This window comes from Pseudoalteromonas sp. A757, from assembly GCF_004103285.1.
Taxonomy (GTDB): domain Bacteria; phylum Pseudomonadota; class Gammaproteobacteria; order Enterobacterales; family Alteromonadaceae; genus Pseudoalteromonas; species Pseudoalteromonas galatheae.
Genome location: NZ_QNQN01000074.1, coordinates 456,311 through 472,964 on the forward strand (window position 1 = coordinate 456,311; position 16,654 = coordinate 472,964).

The 16,654-nt window shown below is 38.7% G+C and carries 17 protein-coding genes; 3 read left to right on the top strand and 14 right to left on the bottom strand.

All coding sequences use genetic code 11. The features are described from left to right. Window positions 1-160 precede the first annotated feature (160 nt). The gene (locus DRB05_RS21610; RefSeq protein WP_128728748.1) at window positions 161-1,345 is read right to left on the bottom strand and encodes a nucleotide sugar dehydrogenase; all 1,185 of its coding nucleotides are present in this window, start codon (window positions 1,343-1,345) and stop codon (window positions 161-163) included. Between the two features lie 7 nt (window positions 1,346-1,352). After that, window positions 1,353-2,405: a UDP-N-acetylglucosamine--undecaprenyl-phosphate N-acetylglucosaminephosphotransferase gene (gene wecA / locus DRB05_RS21615; RefSeq protein WP_128728749.1), complete on the bottom strand. Its 1,053-nt coding sequence runs from the start codon at window positions 2,403-2,405 to the stop codon at window positions 1,353-1,355. 572 nt (window positions 2,406-2,977) lie between these two features. On the opposite strand from wecA, the gene DRB05_RS21620 reads away from it, so the two are divergent. Genes DRB05_RS21620 through DRB05_RS21630 form a run of 3 tightly spaced genes read left to right on the top strand, consistent with a single transcriptional unit; the run spans window position 2,978 to window position 5,570 of the window. Continuing rightward, the gene (locus DRB05_RS21620) at window positions 2,978-3,823 is read left to right on the top strand and encodes a glycosyltransferase (protein ID WP_128728750.1); all 846 of its coding nucleotides are present in this window, start codon (window positions 2,978-2,980) and stop codon (window positions 3,821-3,823) included. After that, window positions 3,823-4,857 (top strand): glycosyltransferase, encoded by a 1,035-nt coding sequence (locus DRB05_RS21625; protein WP_128728751.1) that lies wholly within the window; start codon window positions 3,823-3,825, stop codon window positions 4,855-4,857. The genes DRB05_RS21620 and DRB05_RS21625 overlap by 1 nt, the downstream gene beginning before the upstream one ends. Further along, a complete protein-coding gene (locus tag DRB05_RS21630; protein ID WP_128728752.1) occupies window positions 4,854-5,570 on the top strand; it encodes a WecB/TagA/CpsF family glycosyltransferase in 717 nt (238 codons plus the stop codon). The genes DRB05_RS21625 and DRB05_RS21630 overlap by 4 nt, the downstream gene beginning before the upstream one ends. Before the next feature lie 88 nt (window positions 5,571-5,658). Here DRB05_RS21630 and DRB05_RS21635 read toward each other — a convergent pair whose 3' ends face one another. From DRB05_RS21635 to DRB05_RS21690, 12 genes are all read right to left on the bottom strand, one after another. Then, the gene (locus DRB05_RS21635; protein ID WP_205125747.1) at window positions 5,659-7,647 is read right to left on the bottom strand and encodes a secretin N-terminal domain-containing protein; all 1,989 of its coding nucleotides are present in this window, start codon (window positions 7,645-7,647) and stop codon (window positions 5,659-5,661) included. Between the two features lie 10 nt (window positions 7,648-7,657). Continuing rightward, window positions 7,658-8,131, bottom strand: a complete 474-nt coding sequence (locus DRB05_RS21640; RefSeq protein WP_128728754.1) for a hypothetical protein — start codon at window positions 8,129-8,131, stop codon at window positions 7,658-7,660. After that, complete coding sequence (locus DRB05_RS21645) at window positions 8,128-8,670, bottom strand: hypothetical protein (protein WP_128728755.1); 543 nt, start codon at window positions 8,668-8,670, stop codon at window positions 8,128-8,130. The genes DRB05_RS21640 and DRB05_RS21645 overlap by 4 nt, the downstream gene beginning before the upstream one ends. Beyond that, on the bottom strand, window positions 8,667-9,623 hold the full coding sequence (locus DRB05_RS21650; RefSeq protein WP_128728756.1) for a hypothetical protein: 957 nt from the start codon (window positions 9,621-9,623) through the stop codon (window positions 8,667-8,669). The genes DRB05_RS21645 and DRB05_RS21650 overlap by 4 nt, the downstream gene beginning before the upstream one ends. Window positions 9,624-9,626: 3 nt before the next feature. After that, window positions 9,627-10,466 carry a type II secretion system protein GspK gene (locus DRB05_RS21655; protein WP_128728757.1) on the bottom strand — a complete coding sequence of 280 codons (840 nt, stop codon included), beginning with the start codon at window positions 10,464-10,466 and terminating at the stop codon, window positions 9,627-9,629. Then, complete coding sequence (locus DRB05_RS21660; protein ID WP_161568708.1) at window positions 10,459-11,142, bottom strand: prepilin-type N-terminal cleavage/methylation domain-containing protein; 684 nt, start codon at window positions 11,140-11,142, stop codon at window positions 10,459-10,461. The genes DRB05_RS21655 and DRB05_RS21660 overlap by 8 nt, the downstream gene beginning before the upstream one ends. Next, complete coding sequence (locus DRB05_RS21665) at window positions 11,129-11,557, bottom strand: prepilin-type N-terminal cleavage/methylation domain-containing protein (RefSeq protein ID WP_205125748.1); 429 nt, start codon at window positions 11,555-11,557, stop codon at window positions 11,129-11,131. The genes DRB05_RS21660 and DRB05_RS21665 overlap by 14 nt, the downstream gene beginning before the upstream one ends. Further along, the gene (locus DRB05_RS21670) at window positions 11,538-11,981 is read right to left on the bottom strand and encodes a prepilin-type N-terminal cleavage/methylation domain-containing protein (RefSeq protein ID WP_128728760.1); all 444 of its coding nucleotides are present in this window, start codon (window positions 11,979-11,981) and stop codon (window positions 11,538-11,540) included. The genes DRB05_RS21665 and DRB05_RS21670 overlap by 20 nt, the downstream gene beginning before the upstream one ends. Next, window positions 11,965-13,155, bottom strand: coding sequence for a type II secretion system F family protein (locus DRB05_RS21675; RefSeq protein WP_128728761.1), 1,191 nt, complete (start codon window positions 13,153-13,155; stop codon window positions 11,965-11,967). Before DRB05_RS21675 ends, DRB05_RS21670 begins: the two co-directional genes overlap by 17 nt. Continuing rightward, on the bottom strand, window positions 13,152-14,819 hold the full coding sequence (locus tag DRB05_RS21680) for a GspE/PulE family protein (protein WP_128728762.1): 1,668 nt from the start codon (window positions 14,817-14,819) through the stop codon (window positions 13,152-13,154). Before DRB05_RS21680 ends, DRB05_RS21675 begins: the two co-directional genes overlap by 4 nt. After that, entirely contained in the window at window positions 14,800-15,204 is a 405-nt protein-coding gene (gspG, locus tag DRB05_RS21685; protein ID WP_205125749.1) for a type II secretion system major pseudopilin GspG, read from the bottom strand. The genes DRB05_RS21680 and gspG overlap by 20 nt, the downstream gene beginning before the upstream one ends. Window positions 15,205-15,415: 211 nt before the next feature. Further along, the gene (locus DRB05_RS21690; protein ID WP_128728764.1) at window positions 15,416-16,123 is read right to left on the bottom strand and encodes a thioredoxin domain-containing protein; all 708 of its coding nucleotides are present in this window, start codon (window positions 16,121-16,123) and stop codon (window positions 15,416-15,418) included. Window positions 16,124-16,654 lie beyond the last annotated feature (531 nt).

Sequence of the window (16,654 nt, forward strand, 5' to 3'; positions counted from 1 at the left end):
AGTTAATAACCTTAGCTTCAACTATTGCCCATTACTGTGAAAAACAAAAAAATATGGATTTTTAGACTGAGAAAGCCATAAGCTATTGATATTTAGCTAGCTACAATCAATTTTGATGCTTATAGCACTTAACAATTAAGCTTAATAGAACGGTGTTTATTTAATCGCAGCCAAATATATCTCTTGTATATACTTTACTTTTAACGTCTATAAGTTCTTCAACCATTCTATTTGAGACAATGATATCACTGCGTTCTTTTAGTTCAGAGATAGACTTTACAATTTCGGAGTTAAAAAAATGCTCTCCATCATAGCTAGGTTCATAAACTATCACCGTTACACCTTTAGCTTTGATGCGTTTCATCACCCCCTGAATAGCGGAAGCTCTAAAGTTATCAGAGCCTGCTTTCATAATAAGCCTATAAATCCCAACGACTTGAGGTTTTTTTGCCAAAATTGAATTAGCAATAAAGTCTTTCCTAGTGGTATTAGCTTCTACTATTGCACCTATCATATTGTTTGGAACATCTTGATAGTTAGCCAACAACTGCTTAGTGTCTTTAGGCAGACAATAACCTCCATAACCAAATGAAGGGTTGTTATAGTGATTTCCAATTCTAGGGTCCAGCCCCACTCCCTCTATTATCTGCCGACTACTCAGTCCATGCGCCTCTGCATAACTATCTAATTCGTTGAAGTAAGCGACGCGCATCGCTAAGTAAGTGTTAGAAAACAGCTTTATCGCTTCAGCTTCAGTTGAATCTGTAAAAAGTAGAGGAATATCTGCTTTTTTTGCCCCCTGCTGAAGAAGCTGTGCAAAGGTTTTCGCTATATCAGTGTAACCACCAACAATTATTCTCGATGGATACAAATTATCATGTAAAGCCTTTCCTTCGCGAAGAAATTCTGGAGAGAAAGTTAAATTTTCGAATTGAAACTGCGCCTTTATCTTCTCAGTATAGCCCACTGGCACAGTTGACTTGATAAATACAGAAGCTGATGGAGCATACCTTTTAATATCATGAAGAACTGCTTCAACAGACGATGTATTAAAGTAATTTGTCTCAGGATCATAGTCTGTCGGTGTTGCGATGATGATAATTTCAGCATTATCGTATGCTCGCTGTTTATCCACAGTTGCAGAGAAGCATAAGTCACTAGAAGATAAGTAGGATGAGATCTCTTTATCTTCAATTGGAGAAACACCACGATTTAGCAACTCAACTTTTTCTTGAACAACATCCAGTGCAATAACGTTATTGTGCTGGGCTAGTAACAGAGCGTTAGAAAGACCAACATAACCCGTTCCTACTACTGTGATATTGAACGATTTTCCTTTATTCATTACTACTTTACCTTATTGCTGTGCGCTTTCTGTACCACTTTAAGATTCGCCAAACATGTAATATTGCATAGTTATAACTAATGAATATCGCAATAAATAGCAAAAACATTAATCCCTCTGATACCTGATATACCTCGCCAACAAGTCCTACCATAGCAAATAGAATACCGATAACTGAAATAATGGCTAATGCTTGCTTTGAGGTAAAACCAGCTCGAAGAAAGATGTGATGCAGATGGTCACGGTCTGGACTGAAGGGAGATTTCCCTTTTCTAATTCGCCGAATAATAATCGCAGCCATATCCATAAGTGGAACAGCTACAATCCACAAGGCTGTAACGGGACGAAATGAACTAAATTCCCCCTGCGTATTAATTACAAGTAACCAAACTACCGTGAAGCCAATAAACATGCTGCCAGCATCACCCATAAATATTTTTTTATACTGCGTACCAAATACACCTAAATTGAATATTAGATATGGAACGAGAGCCGCAACCAATAAAATCGACAATAAGCTAGTTTGACCACCACTAAACAAGAGAAATGAAATAGAAATTAGCGTGATAATAGCCATTGAACCGAGTAGCCCATCTATCCCATCAACCATATTAAAGGCGTTGATAATTCCAATAACCGCCACATAAGTAAAGATAACACCAAACCAAGCGAGGTTTACATCACCAAAAAACAAGATATTACCCAAGTTCTCGATGTAGCCGTCCGTCGAAACTATCATCAATGTAGCTACGACAACTTGAAAAAACACCCTAATCCGAACACTTAAATCATGTCGATCATCCATAACTCCAAGCATGACCATTAGACCCGAAGCAAACAGATAACTGGCTAGTTCATTATTTAGGGGGAAAAAGAGGCTTGCGGTAACAGAAACGCTGCAAAAAACTGCAATTCCACCTATTAATGGAATATTTCCCTCGTGTTTCTTCCGTTCATTTGGTTTGTCGACGAGGTTGAAACGAATCGCAACAGGTCTCACTACCCCAATCGCTACAAGAGACATCACGAACGAAAAAAATAAGGCCAGCATGAGCTCCATTAAAAACACTCCAAAATCATATAACTCATTCGTCTACTCGTGCTCTTACACGGCAATCAACATTGATACAGACAAATTACAAATGGAAATAGCGCAACAATTGTAATTCAAAACCGACATAGTGTACTTGATTTAGATTACTTATGCACTATGAAAGGGGATTTCGTCGTCAATCATCATCTCCCGTTAAGCTGTAAATAAAAAGCCTCTTGCTGTTAATAATTGTTATCTCCAGTACAATATCTCTCAAGTGAACTCTCTTTCGCCGGAGCATCTGAATTCAGTTCTCATGAAGATTCAAGTTAATTATTAATAAAAATGGTTCTTTCTCAAAAAAGTACAGCTTTGAAACAAAAAGCTGACGATAAATAGATTCACAAGAAAGGACTCTTATGTAAAAATATGGGGTTCAATATTTATTCCAGAAGTTAACACAGTATTATTCGCACGCTCAGTTGGTGCAGCATGACTCACATCGACTATCGATACTGTTCACGTTGCTCCCTATACCTTACTATTGCTGGGTAGTATTGTGGCTAATTGAATACTTACGCCTACAGATTAAGAGAATTATGACCGTCAGTCTTAAGCACCCAAGCACTTCCCCATTAATCACCATATACATGCCTACCCATAATAGATTAGACAACCTGAAACGGGCGCTATTAAGTGTTCAAGCTCAGAGCTATGGTAATTGGGAATTAATAATTGTTAATGACGGTTCTAGTGATGGGACAAAAGCATTTTTAGATTCGATCCAAAGCGATCAGATCAGAGTATTTCATAATGATAAAGCCAAAGGTGCGTGCCATGCTAGGAATACTGCTATTCAGGCTGCCCAAGGTGAGTTTATTACGGGGCTCGATGATGATGACGAGTTTAGCCCTGATAGATTAGAAGTACTGCTAAGCTCATGGCAACCACAATATAGTTTTCTCTGTACGCCAGTCACAATATGCAAAGGCTCAACCCAAAAAGAGCATCCATTTTTCATCGGGCCTATCTCTATAGAAAGTATGCTGGTTATCAATAAAGTAGGTAATCAAATCTTCTGCAAAACAGAACATCTAAGAGAGATTGGCGGGTTTGATGAAGAATTTAAAGCTTGGCAGGATTACGACACATGGGTGCGGTTCATCGAACGCTTTGGTCCGGGGCTAAAACTACCTAAATCAACCTACCTTCAGCACGAAAGTAGCTCTGTGAGCATAACGCGCTCACCAAATAGGCTAAAAGGATTCTATCAGTTTTTAGCAAAGCATGAGCATTTAATGGATCAAAAACAACGTAATGCTATGAAGTGCTGGGAGCATATAATTAAAGGGCAATGGGTCCCTCTTAGAGTGCTAGCATCGGCTGATCATGCTATTTTCAAATACTCATTTTTCCATAATATAAAACGAATACTAGGTCGATAATGAAATTGCTATTTGTACTTGAGGACTTTACTTTAGGTGGAGTTGAGAGAGTAACTCTACAGTTAATAAAAGGGCTTTTATCAGAGTATGATGTTGAGATTGCAGCTACCTCAGTATGCAAAGAAGGCCCTTTATTAAAAGACTTCGAGAGTATCACCACTGTTTGTGATAGCGCATCAAAGTTGAATAATTTCAAAACGTTAATACAGCAATATAAACCGACCATCGTTATCTTTACAAAAGGTGGGCTGTCAAAATTGGCTGCCGTTTTACCAAAACACTGCAAAACAGTTGCAATACAACACGTTCCTATTCAACTTCCCGAAGAAAGTTGGGTTAAAAACGTTATTCGAAGAATCGGGGCTACACTGCTTTATCGTAAAATGGATAAAGTAGTATGTGTATCTGACGGAATATTCCAGAATCTCATAAAACTAGGCGTTTGCTCAAAAAACAACATAACTAGAATTTATAACCCAGTTTTGAGCGAAGATATTCTTACATTAGCCGATCAGGCGATGCCTGAATATGAAGACTATTACGTTTGTGTTGGGCGACTGCATTATCAAAAGGGCTACGATTTGCTGCTCGAAAGTTTGCTCAAATTAGGAAAGCCGACATGTAAAGTAGTCATCCTAGGTAATGGACCTGACAAAGCCAAGCTAGAAACCTTAATAAAGAAGTACAATTTAGAGTCTCAAGTAATTTTACACGGTGCAACAAGCAACCCTTATAAGTATATTAAACACGCTAAGGCAATCCTATTACCTTCTCGATGGGAAGGCCTCCCAACCGTTTTGGTGGAAGCTAGTTACCTAAAAACCCCCATCATTGCGTTTGATTGTCGATATGGTCCGAAAGAGCTTACGAGAAATGGATTATATGGCTACCTTGTGCCCTTTGGTGATACCACTCAATTTGCAAGTTATATTGATTTGATTGAGCAAGGTGTAATAAAGGAATCCGTGGATACTGAAGAGTTCACACTAAAATCATCGGTTCACAACTACTATAAGCTGTTCAAATCTCTATGAAACCAAGTTTAAATAGAAAGATCTACTCTGGGCATCAATTTTCAGAAATAAGAAATAATGCATTTCTACAGGAAAAAACTATCGCGATCTCGTTTGTAAACCCATTTTCTTACTACGAAGTGCAAAAAAGTGACTCATTAATTGATGGTATTGATTACTATTTCTCCGATGGTGCACTACTTTGCATGCTACACAATCTCTTCTCTCCCAAAATATCTAGGGCGAGCTTTGATTACAGCTCTATTGCAAAACCTTTCCTTGAATACGTTGAACAACATAACAAACGCTTGGCGGTCATTGGAGCAACAAGCTCTGAAAATGCTAAAGCTGTGGAAGTGTTAAAGAAGCAGTACCCCAATCTAAATATCGTGTTCAACAGAGATGGTTATATTGATGATATCGAGCCTGTAGTAAATCAGATTGAAGCTTTAGAGGTAGACGTAGTTTTGGTCGGTATGGGAACTCCCTATCAAGAGAAGTTTTGTGTGGAAGCTAAGAAAAAGCTAACCCGCCCAATGCTACTAATTACATGTGGCGGCTTTTTGACTCAAACCTCTATAAAACCAGACTACTATAATCCTATTATCAAAAAGCTAGGTCTCAGATGGCTGCAACGCATGATAATGCATAAACACGTTAGAGATCGTGTAATAAAACAGTACCCAGCTTTCGTCATCAACTACCTTACTCATATGATATTCAAAAAAAGGTAATCAAGTTGTACACCATAATACTATAGCTTTCTGTTCCGAGCTCTTACAACACAAGATAAGATGGGTTAAAGCTCGGAACAGGCATTTTTTATTTAATCACAATTGGGGCGCTATACAGTTCTGATATCGCTTCACCAAATTCGTCAACTTCTGATTCACTCTTGACTACTTTAGTCGTAATAAGCATCATCAACTCTGTACGCTGTAAGCTATCCACCTTAGCTTTGAACAGGTTTCCTAAAATAGGCAATTCACCTAACGCAGGAACGCCCTGAGTATAGTCACTTTTCTTCTCTTGGATCAGTCCACCTAAAGCTACTGTTTGACCATCCCCAGATAAAACTTCAGTACTAATTGAGCGGTTTGTAATAGTTGGAGAGGAGACCCCACCAAGTGTGTTAGGTTTACCATCACTCACAGACATTGAAACAGATAAAGTCACAACACCTTGAGAGTTAATGATTGGAGTAATAGATACATTAATACCTGTTGAACGATATTGCACTGAGTTTGATACAGAGCTATTGTTACCAAGGTTTTCAACTGTTTGAGTAATTATCGGGATCTGATCACCTGAACTCAACGTCGCAGATTCACCATCTCGAACAATAAAATAGGGTCGTGACAACACTCTTGCATCATCAAGAGAGTCTTTCCAATTGAACTCAGCCTTCCAATCGCCAGATATAGCTTGACCAAATAGCGTTCCGACTCCCGGATCTAACGTCAGCTTATCAGACCCACTTGCGCCAGCTTGGTTATATAGCCACTTAATACCTGATGACATTTCGTCATTCAGTGTGATCTCTAAAATCGTGATATCCAGTATTACTTGCCCTGGTAATACATCCATTTTTTTCAATAGTGATTCAACTAGCCGATACTCATCTTTAGTTGTGTAAAAAATCAACGCGTTCTGCTGTTTATCTAAGCTAAATTTAACATTTTCTGCGCTTTTATTTACAGCACCTTTCGATGCGGTATCCTCACTCCCACCTGATGTTCTGCCTCGTAACAATACATCCAAAGACTCTCGCATATCTTCGGCTTTCGCATACTTTGGCTTATAGATGAAGTATTGCCTTTCATCACCAGCTAATGGCACATCTATTTTTCTAGCCCAAAAGCTAATACGCTCAATTGTATCTTGGCTTGCAGCGTATGCCACGAATGAATTTATGCGTGGTAATGGCACAAAAGAGACATCACCTTCTTTCGATACACTTAAGCCATCTTCTTCCAACAACGCCTTTATTTGTTCAATACCCTCACTAGGGGAAATGTGTGCAAACTCAAATAAACGTATTTCACGACCAAAAGCACGAGGTACATCAAGCATATTGATAATTTTTATAGCCCGCACTAGTTCAGCTCTCTCTCCTTCGAGAATAATAAGCTTTTGTAACGAGTTAACGGTCACTTTGGCTGTCGATAATTTGCTAAGAATATTGGTAATATTTCTACTACTACTATAAACATACGGTACGATATGCGTGATAGCGCCAGCAACTTCAGGGATATCATTGACTTTATTACCTATTCCCACCGCAATTGAATTTTTTTGTTCCGCGCCACTTGATTTCGAAAGGTATAGAATTTCATCTTTTCTGAAGCTAGTCACGCCACTCTCTTCTAGCGCTTTCATTGCAACTCTGTAGAATTCAGTTCTCTCGATGGAAGAAGAAAGATTTAGTGTTACAGTATCTCTAGAAGCTGATAATTTAGGAGATATAACATAGTTAATTCCAAGCAACTCTTGAAATACCTTGTTTGCAAATTCTTTTACGGGCATTTCATCGGCCGAAAAAGTAATAGCAGGGCCTTCAAGCTTAGGAGCAGATTTAGCTTCTTCTTTTAGACGCGTAATTCCCCCCCAATCTTCAACGTTAACTTCTTTAAACTGTCGGTCTTGCTCCTCAACCTGTTGTTTTTCAGAGGCGGTAGCAACCTGTTCATTCCTTTTGTTTAGGAGGGACTTTTCCACTTGAAGCTCTTTGTCCCGTAAACCAGTTTTGCTTGCACAGCCCGAGACCAACAATATTGACATTATCGCCAAATACAGTTTCTTTGAAGGCATTGGTATCATTCTAAACTTCTCCATTAGCTTCACTTGCCATAACAGACACGGTGAGTGGCTTGAATATCTTTAACTCTATCGGTTGGGTGTCTTTAAGCGACAATGTAATGCTATTCACATCAATTTCTGTGATGAGATATTGATAAAACGAGTCACCCTTTTTTATATTCAAAAATTCATCACTATCACTAAGCTTTACCCTGACCCTTGCTACAGCTAACTCGCCAGATGTATAAACAGCAATAAGTGACAGTTGTGCATCTTGGTACAAGGGAGCATCGAGCTTTTTATCGTCGATCTTTTTAAACTCCACGCCTAGATTTCTTGATAGCGCTTCAACATCCAGAGGTGATTCCGTGTGAATATTGATCGTTGTCAGATTATTTTCCTTTTCACTAACATTAATATATGAAGCCATTATCATTTTCAGTGCCCACCAAATAGCAACAATGATGAAACTACACAGTATTAGAAGGTTTTTCATTTCTTTTTATACACCCTCACAAACTCAATGTTAGCAGTTACATGTCCTTTACGAGCCTTAGATTGGAACATGGAGGCTTGCCTAACTCTATTTCCTTTACTAATGTCTTCTAACTCGGATAAAAGATTTAGAATACGATTATAATCTCCAGACACATTTATCATCCCGGTAAAAGCAGAATAAGTGCTGTTAATAGCAACTTCTCGTTGTGGTGCTTTGTTATTAACTTGGACTTCTACTTTTTCAATCGCCACATCAACAACTTCAAGCCAGAGTAACGCTGGATCCTCCTTTTCACTTAACTGCGGAAGACCTGAGTAATTCTCTAGTTGAGAGTCTAATATTTTTAGTTGTGCATCAATCTCATCATACTGAGCAGCTACAACCGCTTGCTTAGATGCAAACACTCTAGCGGCGGCAATTTCATCCATTGATTTTGAAATCCAATCAATCCAAGGAAAGATTAAAAACTCCAAGGAGATCAGAAGACCTATAGCAGCCCCTCCCCATTTTTTTATCAATTGCTCACGTGAGTTCACAGCCAAACTACCTCTATTGTAAAAGCCTCTCCGCCTGCTTTTTGCTTTATAACTGGCCCTGAAAACTTTGCTTCTTTGACTCCGGGAGAGCTAACAACTTGCTTTAATAAATCAGTTGCAGATCCCACGGTGACACCTCGCAGCTCAACCCCTTTAGGTATTACTGTGACCCTTTCAAACAGAACATCCCTAACATTTAATTGCAAACCTGCAAGTTTATTCAGTACATTTGGATTATCGGCTAAAAATTGCTGTAATTCTTTAACTGAGTCAATCTGGTTATTATATTGACGTCGTTTATCAATACTTTCATTCACTTGAGCTTGGTTTAATTCTTTTGCTGAGTCTAACGTCATTTTATTCCAAAAGACGTAGCTAGTAAGGACGGTAGCAGTTATAACACCTGCAGCCAAAAGGCCATAAACTAAGTTTCTATTCGAGATCCGCTCACTTCTTTTTGGTTTACTTCGCTTTATTCGAAGTCCAATAAGATCAAACCATAATAGTTGTGATTCGGATAACGAGAGCTGGCTACTATTTTTATGGGCTAGACTGAGAGGCCAGTTATTCGAGTCTTCTACTTCGCAATAAAGTGGCAGGATGAATTCACATGAATCAGGGATCAGCTGATAAACATCTTTAGGGATGACAAAATATTCAATACTAAAATGACTTTTGCTTAAGTTTCTAGCACGCCAAAAAAACGTACCTTCAAATGGAGGCAAAGCTTTACTTTGTGCCTTGATAATATTAAAAATCTGATTTAAGGAAGACTTTGAATACTGCTTCGTAGTTGCCCAAAAAAGATTTCTATCTAGCACACAGGCTTCAGATAACTTGACTTTGACTGTGGGGCACTGCGTATCTACGAGCTCTTTTTGGCTGTTAAGAAAGTACTTTTTATGTACGACCAAAGCTGTCGCATCATTGATATTTTTATTCGACAACATCATGAGCTAGTTCACTACTTCTTCTTTACTTACAAAATATGGCCGTAACCCTGGGCCTCTCTCAAAACTAAAACGCTTTGAGTAATTTACAGACCCCTCAAATGTGATTTGAATAGAAAGCTTCCCACTGGCGATGCTATCAACACCCCCTTCCCCCTCATCTAGCGAAGGTGTTTGCCCCTCAAATCCAAACGCAGAGTATAAAGACTTAGGTGTAAATTGTCGAACAATATAGGGATTGACCCGAAGCACCAAAAAAGGCTGAATTTGTTCAAATAAATTATCATTTTGGAGAATGTAGCGTAGCTCTTCAACGGTCTGCAACGCTGTATTATTAGGTAAAAAAGGCTGTATATAATCTCCCTTTTCAGCTCCTTCTAGACGGCGAAAATTATCGATATCCTGCCAATCATCAAAGCGGTCCATAATTTGGTTTATGTCGCTAGAGTCTGTGCCGTAATGTAATAATAACTGCTTAAATGCTCCTTCGTTCAATGGCGCGAGCGATACCAGGCCACTTAGATCTTGAGCTCGTACATGAAGGTTACCCCGCTTTGTAGCCTCACCTCTAAAGTTTTTTAGTGAAGGATCTATTAACTCAATCCCAGGATAACGAGAGTTTGGCCCCAAAATACCTAGCGGTGTTGTCATTAACTCATAGATAATTTCAGATTGAGCATTGTCGACTGCAATTTTAGCCCTATTATGTTGCTTGATCATATTTGCCATATTAGCTGTATTGCTACCTTTTTCGGACATAAAGATCATCATACTGGCCATCGCTGCAGTGATCATCAATACTAATAGCAATGCTGCACCATTACTTTTACTTATTTTGCTATTCACTACTTGCACCTAATAAAGAAGGTGGAATTCTAGATATTCGATAGATCAGATGATTGACTTTACCGCGCGCATTATCATTTTTGACCTTAATACGAATAAAAAGAGGCATTATTTTACGCTGAGACGCATAGAATGTATCATTCCAAGTGGGCTTAGGCTTCACAACTATATCTAAGTATTCAGAGTAGTAATTGCTAAACTCAAGCCAGTCTTTCCAACCAAAGTATTGAAACTCAAAGCTTTGGCTGGACATAAATGAAATGCTCTTCTCACAGTTACTCTCATGAATTTTAAAGCTACTTAACGAAACAACACCAAGAGGGACTTCACAATACAACAAATCACGGTCTTTAATATACAGTGTGGATACTGCAATTGGCTCCGATATCAATACTGGAGAACGAGTAACAAACGCAAATCCCTCTTTTTTTCCAATAAAAAAAGGAACTGTTTTGCCAAGCTCGTCTACATACCCATAAGGGAATGCCTCTCTAATTTGTTGATTCACAAGTTTTACTCTAGAAAGCTTGTCAATATCATATCTGCTATTTGAGCTGGTTAAATTTTGTAGGGAGAATCGATAACTCATTACAGCAAGTGCAATTACTATCGAAAAGATAACCATTGAAATTAATACTTCAATCAGGGTAAACCCAGTTCTATTACTTTGCTTCACGCCAGAATACATTTTTGAACTCAGTAATTTTTTTGGGGGCTGGGAGTAATTGAGAAAAAACAGCGCATTTATATAAAATCATCGTTCCATTTGATGTTTCACCGCTTTCACTACCACCAACGCTTGTCAAGGCTGGTTTCTCTGATACCACTTCAACTCGCCAATAGTAACTTTCACCATCATATTTGTACTCACCTTCAACCTGAAGGTTATACTCATACTGATACCTTACTTCATCTTGAATATATTCAAGCATGTAGGATTGCTGTGCCGTTGTAACAAGCCTTCTCTCGTTCAACAACATAGCTTGAGTAACATAACTAATTGCGCTAATAGATATAAATAAAATAACAGAAGCAATTAGCACTTCAATTAGTGTCATCCCTGTCTGCTGCTTAGAACTCAATCGTTTCACTTTTCTCTGTGTCTTTGTAGGTAAATGATAATTTTTTCGCCACTAAATAATTGCTAGAAGACAATTGAACCGTTTCACGTTCAAAACTAAGCTGTGAGAACGTTATTGATTTAAGTGCTGATATATTAGCTTTCTCGGAGGATTCATACTCAACCTCTGGTTGGGGTATTTGTACTCTCCCAGCTTCCCACACCTCTATGTTAAATCCTTCAATACGCACTTCTAAATCACGCCCTCTATAAATTGAGTACTGTTTTGCATATTCAAGCAAAGATTTAAGTTGCTGCTTTTCAGAGTAACGCTTAACTTGTTCTAATTGGCCCCACATATTTGGCAGTACCACAGAACTTGTCAGGCCGACTAGTACCAAAACAATCAGCAATTCGACTAAAGTAAAGCCTTTTTGTTTAGAAAGAGACATCATTCATCGACACTATACTTAGAAGCATCACGATCACGACAGAGCCAACTATCCCCCCCATTATTAGTATCAATAGTGGCTCTAACAATGCGGTAAATTTAGTGAGCCAACTCTCAAAACGGTTTCGAGAGCGATTGGCTATCTCATTAAAAGAGCTTGCTAGGCTACCACTTTCTTCACCTACAGTAATTAGAGAAATAGCAACATCATCATACAGACTAACCCCCTTAAGTTCGTTACTTAAAACACCACCACTACTAACAACGCTCACCACTTTCGTAAGTTTTACGTGAAGTCTAGGGTTAGCCACCGTTTGCAAAGCTAACTGTAAACTATCAGATAAGCTAACACCACTTTCTAATGTCAACTGCAAAGCCGTTGAGAACTTTATACGATCTGAGTGGTTTACTATTTGCTTTACAATAGGAAACTGAATCACCATCGAAAATAGCTTTTTTCTTAGTAAATCTCTTTGCATTGCACTGTATAAAGCTAAGGCGCATAAAAGTAAGAAGATTAGTAAATGAAGCTGATAATTTTGAACCCAAGTCGAAAGGTCTAATAGCAGCCTAGTGTATTCGGGGATCTCTCCACCATTGTCAAACATAGATGACATACTAGGAATGACAAAATTAAAAATAGCCCAGATAGCAGAAATGCAAACGAACAATATGAAAATGGGATAAGTTGAAGCTTGAATAACCTTGCTTCTCAATGCACTTTGAAACTGCAAGTTTTGACTTAACCTTGCAAATACCTGAGGCAAGTTGCCTGTTGCCTCGCCAATTTTCACCATTTCAATATACAAAGTTGAAAAAATATCCGCTCTTTTCGCCAGCGCTTCGCTTAGCACAGCACCTTGCTTTATATCAGCCAGAACAGAGGCCCATACTTGTCCAAGAGCAGAATTCCGATTAGATTGGGCAAGCACATCCAGAGCTTTGTCCACGCGGAGGCCATTTTGAAGTAAAGTAGACAACTGGCTAGTTGACTGCTCTAAATCGTTAAGTGATACTTTTTTACGAATACTTCTCGTCTGTATCTCTTTTATTTCAAGAACTAATAAATCCTTCGACTGTAGCTGATTATATACCGAGCTTTCACTTTCGGCCGTGAGCTCACCTTTTTCTATCTCGCCCTCTGAATTACAGACTTTATATCTGAATACTTGACTCACCCAGCTACCCTCAATACTTCCTCTATAGTCGTCTGACCATTTACAGCTTTTAGAAAACCATCTTGCTTAAGCGTGCGAAGCTGCTTTTGCTCCATCATTTCATAAAGGCTATCGAGAAGGCGCTCATCTTTGGGGAGTTTCTTAACATCTATATCACAGGGCAAATACTCTAGAAATGCGACGCGACCAGAATAACCTGTATTCTCACAGTGTTCACACCCTTTAGCTTGATAAAGAGGCTTGTCTACTCCCTCTGCAACCTCAGATAATTTATATCGTTGATATAGTTCTCTTGTTTCTTGTTCACTTAGAGGTTGTTTACAATGATTACACAAGGTTCTGGCTAGTCGCTGCGCCATAATAGAAACTAGACCGGCGTTTAATAAATACTCTTGAATACCCAAATCCAGTAATCTCGTATAAGCCGAAGGCGCATCGTTTGTGTGGACCGTACTAAAAACTAAATGCCCAGTTAGTGCTGATTGTAAAGCTATCTTAGCAGTTTCATTATCACGGATCTCACCAACCATGATTACGTCGGGATCCTGACGCACAATACTTCTAAGCCCTGCTGAAAAATCATATCCAATCTCAGCATTCACTTGTACTTGGTTAATCCCCGGTAATTGATACTCGATAGGATCTTCTAGGGTAACTATTTTAATATCGGGACGATTTATTTGATTCAAAAAGGAATAAAGAGAGGTTGTTTTGCCTGAGCCCGTAGGTCCAGTCATTAAAATAACTCCGGATGTTTTTTTAAGGTCCTGGTTTATTTTATCGACAAGATCGGCTGAATAGCCTAACTTTTCCAAATCGAATTTAACAGCATTTTTTATTAGAAAACGCATTACGACACTTTCGCCAGTACCCAAGGGCAATGTTGAGCAGCGAATATCTAGGTCAGTAGCACCCGCCTTCATTTCTATTTTACCGTCTTGTGGGCGCCTCTTTTCGGCAATATCCATCCCTGATAGAATCTTAATTCTTGAGATAACTGCTAGCTGAAGGTTGTTGGGTATCGGATCTGCTTCTTTTAAAATGCCATCAATTCGATACCTAGCTCGATATTTACCATTAATAGGTTCGATGTGTAAATCTGAAGCTCCAAGCTTCACCCCTTTATTTATTAGGCTATTTACCAGATTTACAGTTGGCGCGCCTAACGCTAACTCTTTTAATGCACTTAGATTATCACTTGAGATAGAAAGCTCAGGCGTATCTGAAACTAACGCTCGACATTGTTCGGCTAGTAACTCAAAGTCTTTCTTTGTTACAGCGTAAAACTGCTTTTCCTGAGTAATAAAACGAAGGTAATCTAATGCATCACGGCTATGTGGGTTAGCGAATACTATGCCCACCTTCGTCTCACAGACAGAAACCGGAGCCATGTCATTTTCTAATAAAAGCTCTAAATTGATAGATTTTAAAAAGCTTATATAGTCCGCTGAAGTATCTAAGTTATCTTTCCATTTTTTGCAATTAAGCAATGTGCAATATAACTCACAGAGCTGGTCTTCATCAATCCAGCCAGAATTCAATAGTACTATCTCAAGTTGAGAAAGTGCACCTCTCTCAAACTCAGCAACTTGCTGCAGCCGCTCACTATTTAATATTTGCTGGCTGCCAATATACTCATGAACCTTAGAGTTCCACGTCTGCATCTTCACCTTCGCCACCAGGTTTGCCGTCTCGGCCAAAACTCTTCAACTCAAATTGTTCGCTACCGTTTTCACTGATAGCTTTATAACTATATGGATTACCCCAAGGGTCATTTGGTATTTGCTTCGGAAAGTAAGGACCATCCCACATTTCTTTGTTACTTGTCACAAGCTCATCAAGAGTTTTTGGGTAGTAGCCTATATCTAATCGATAAGAATCTAACGCGGTTGAAATAACCTGCATTTGCGCTTTTGCAGTACCCTCTCTAGCAGTACCCACCTTACTAAACATTCGAGGCGCAACAACAGAGGCTAAAAGCCCCAAAATTACCATAACAATTAACAACTCCACTAAAGTGAAACCCTTAATTTTTTTTAACTTTTTCATTTGAATACTCATTTAGTCAATGCTGTTTATATCAAGTAGAAAGCCGTGACCTGCGTAAGACACCAACAACCCAAATTAGTTCCAGCACAATGTAAACAAGGCCTTTGACACAATAAATGCATAATTCTAGAGTGAAAACCCATCACAAGTGGGCTCCATCTATACCGCTGAAATCTAACATACAACGGTATAATTTTGAACTAGTGTAGCTTTACTTTAATGCATTAATTGCAGCACTTAGTTTATCAATGCCACCACCTGTTACGATTTGATAATCAACTAATATTCCGTCTTTCTGCTTTCCAATCACAAATGAAGGAGTGCCATCTAAACCAAGTAGTTGAGCATCAGTAATTGAGCGAGAAACTTCTGCATGTACGGATTTATCCTCAAGACATGCATTAAACACAGTTTCATCTAAGTTAAAGTCAGTGGCAATTTCCTTTAGTGAATCCGTGACTATGTTATTTCCTAACTCAAAAAGCTTATCTTTAACCCCTTCATACTGACCTTGTTTATTTGCACAGCGCAGTACAACAGCGGCATAGCCAGATTTTGGGTGAAGCTTAGTTAATGGGAGTTCACGCGCTAGTACAGCAACCTCACCAGAATCAACAAACTTGCTTTTAAATTCAGGCCAAATTTCTTGTTGGAATTTTTTGCAATAAGGACAATGTAAATCAGTGTATTCAATCATCACAATACTAGCATTTTTATCTCCAATCCATTTACCTTCGTTGGACAGGGGTAATGTATCTGGCTTTACCAGCTCAGCAAGTCCAACTCTGACGGCTACTTGCTGTTGAATTTCTCTTAATTTTTCCACTTCTGCACGTAGCTCTTTAAGCTCAGTATTCTGAGTGGTACTACACCCTAGTAGTAAACTTGATAATGCTATTGGTAATAACCAGTTTTTCATTGAAACTCCTTAATTTAGGTTTTTTTATGACAGGTTGGTCCGGACAAACACAGGTTGTTGGTATACCTGATCAATCTTAGTTTTGGGTAACAAATAACTTTGTGATAACTAGCTTTGACTCTAAGTTCACCAGATACGCTTCACTAATATTGGCATCAGATTATAACGGCGTTTTGATACGCAGGCAGAGTTAATTATAAAACTCACTGTGTTGATAAAGATATAATTGCGGTGAACTTCAAAATTAAACGGTCAGTCCATGATTTACCCAAAACTCATTTTCACAACCACCTTCGAAAACCCATGTCACACTCATATATCAGAAAGCTAGTAGCAAAATATTTAGCCTCGGCTATTTTTGAGCTTTACTACCTCATCGATTTCTACACGAAACGGTAGTGCACGATAAAGCTTTCTTGTCTCGAAAGAGATCACTTAAGTAGGCAAATGAATATCTGTTCGCTTTGTCCCCCTATAAAAGCAGAATCTGTAGATCTATTTCCATTCCATTAGCTCATCTATACTTAAAGT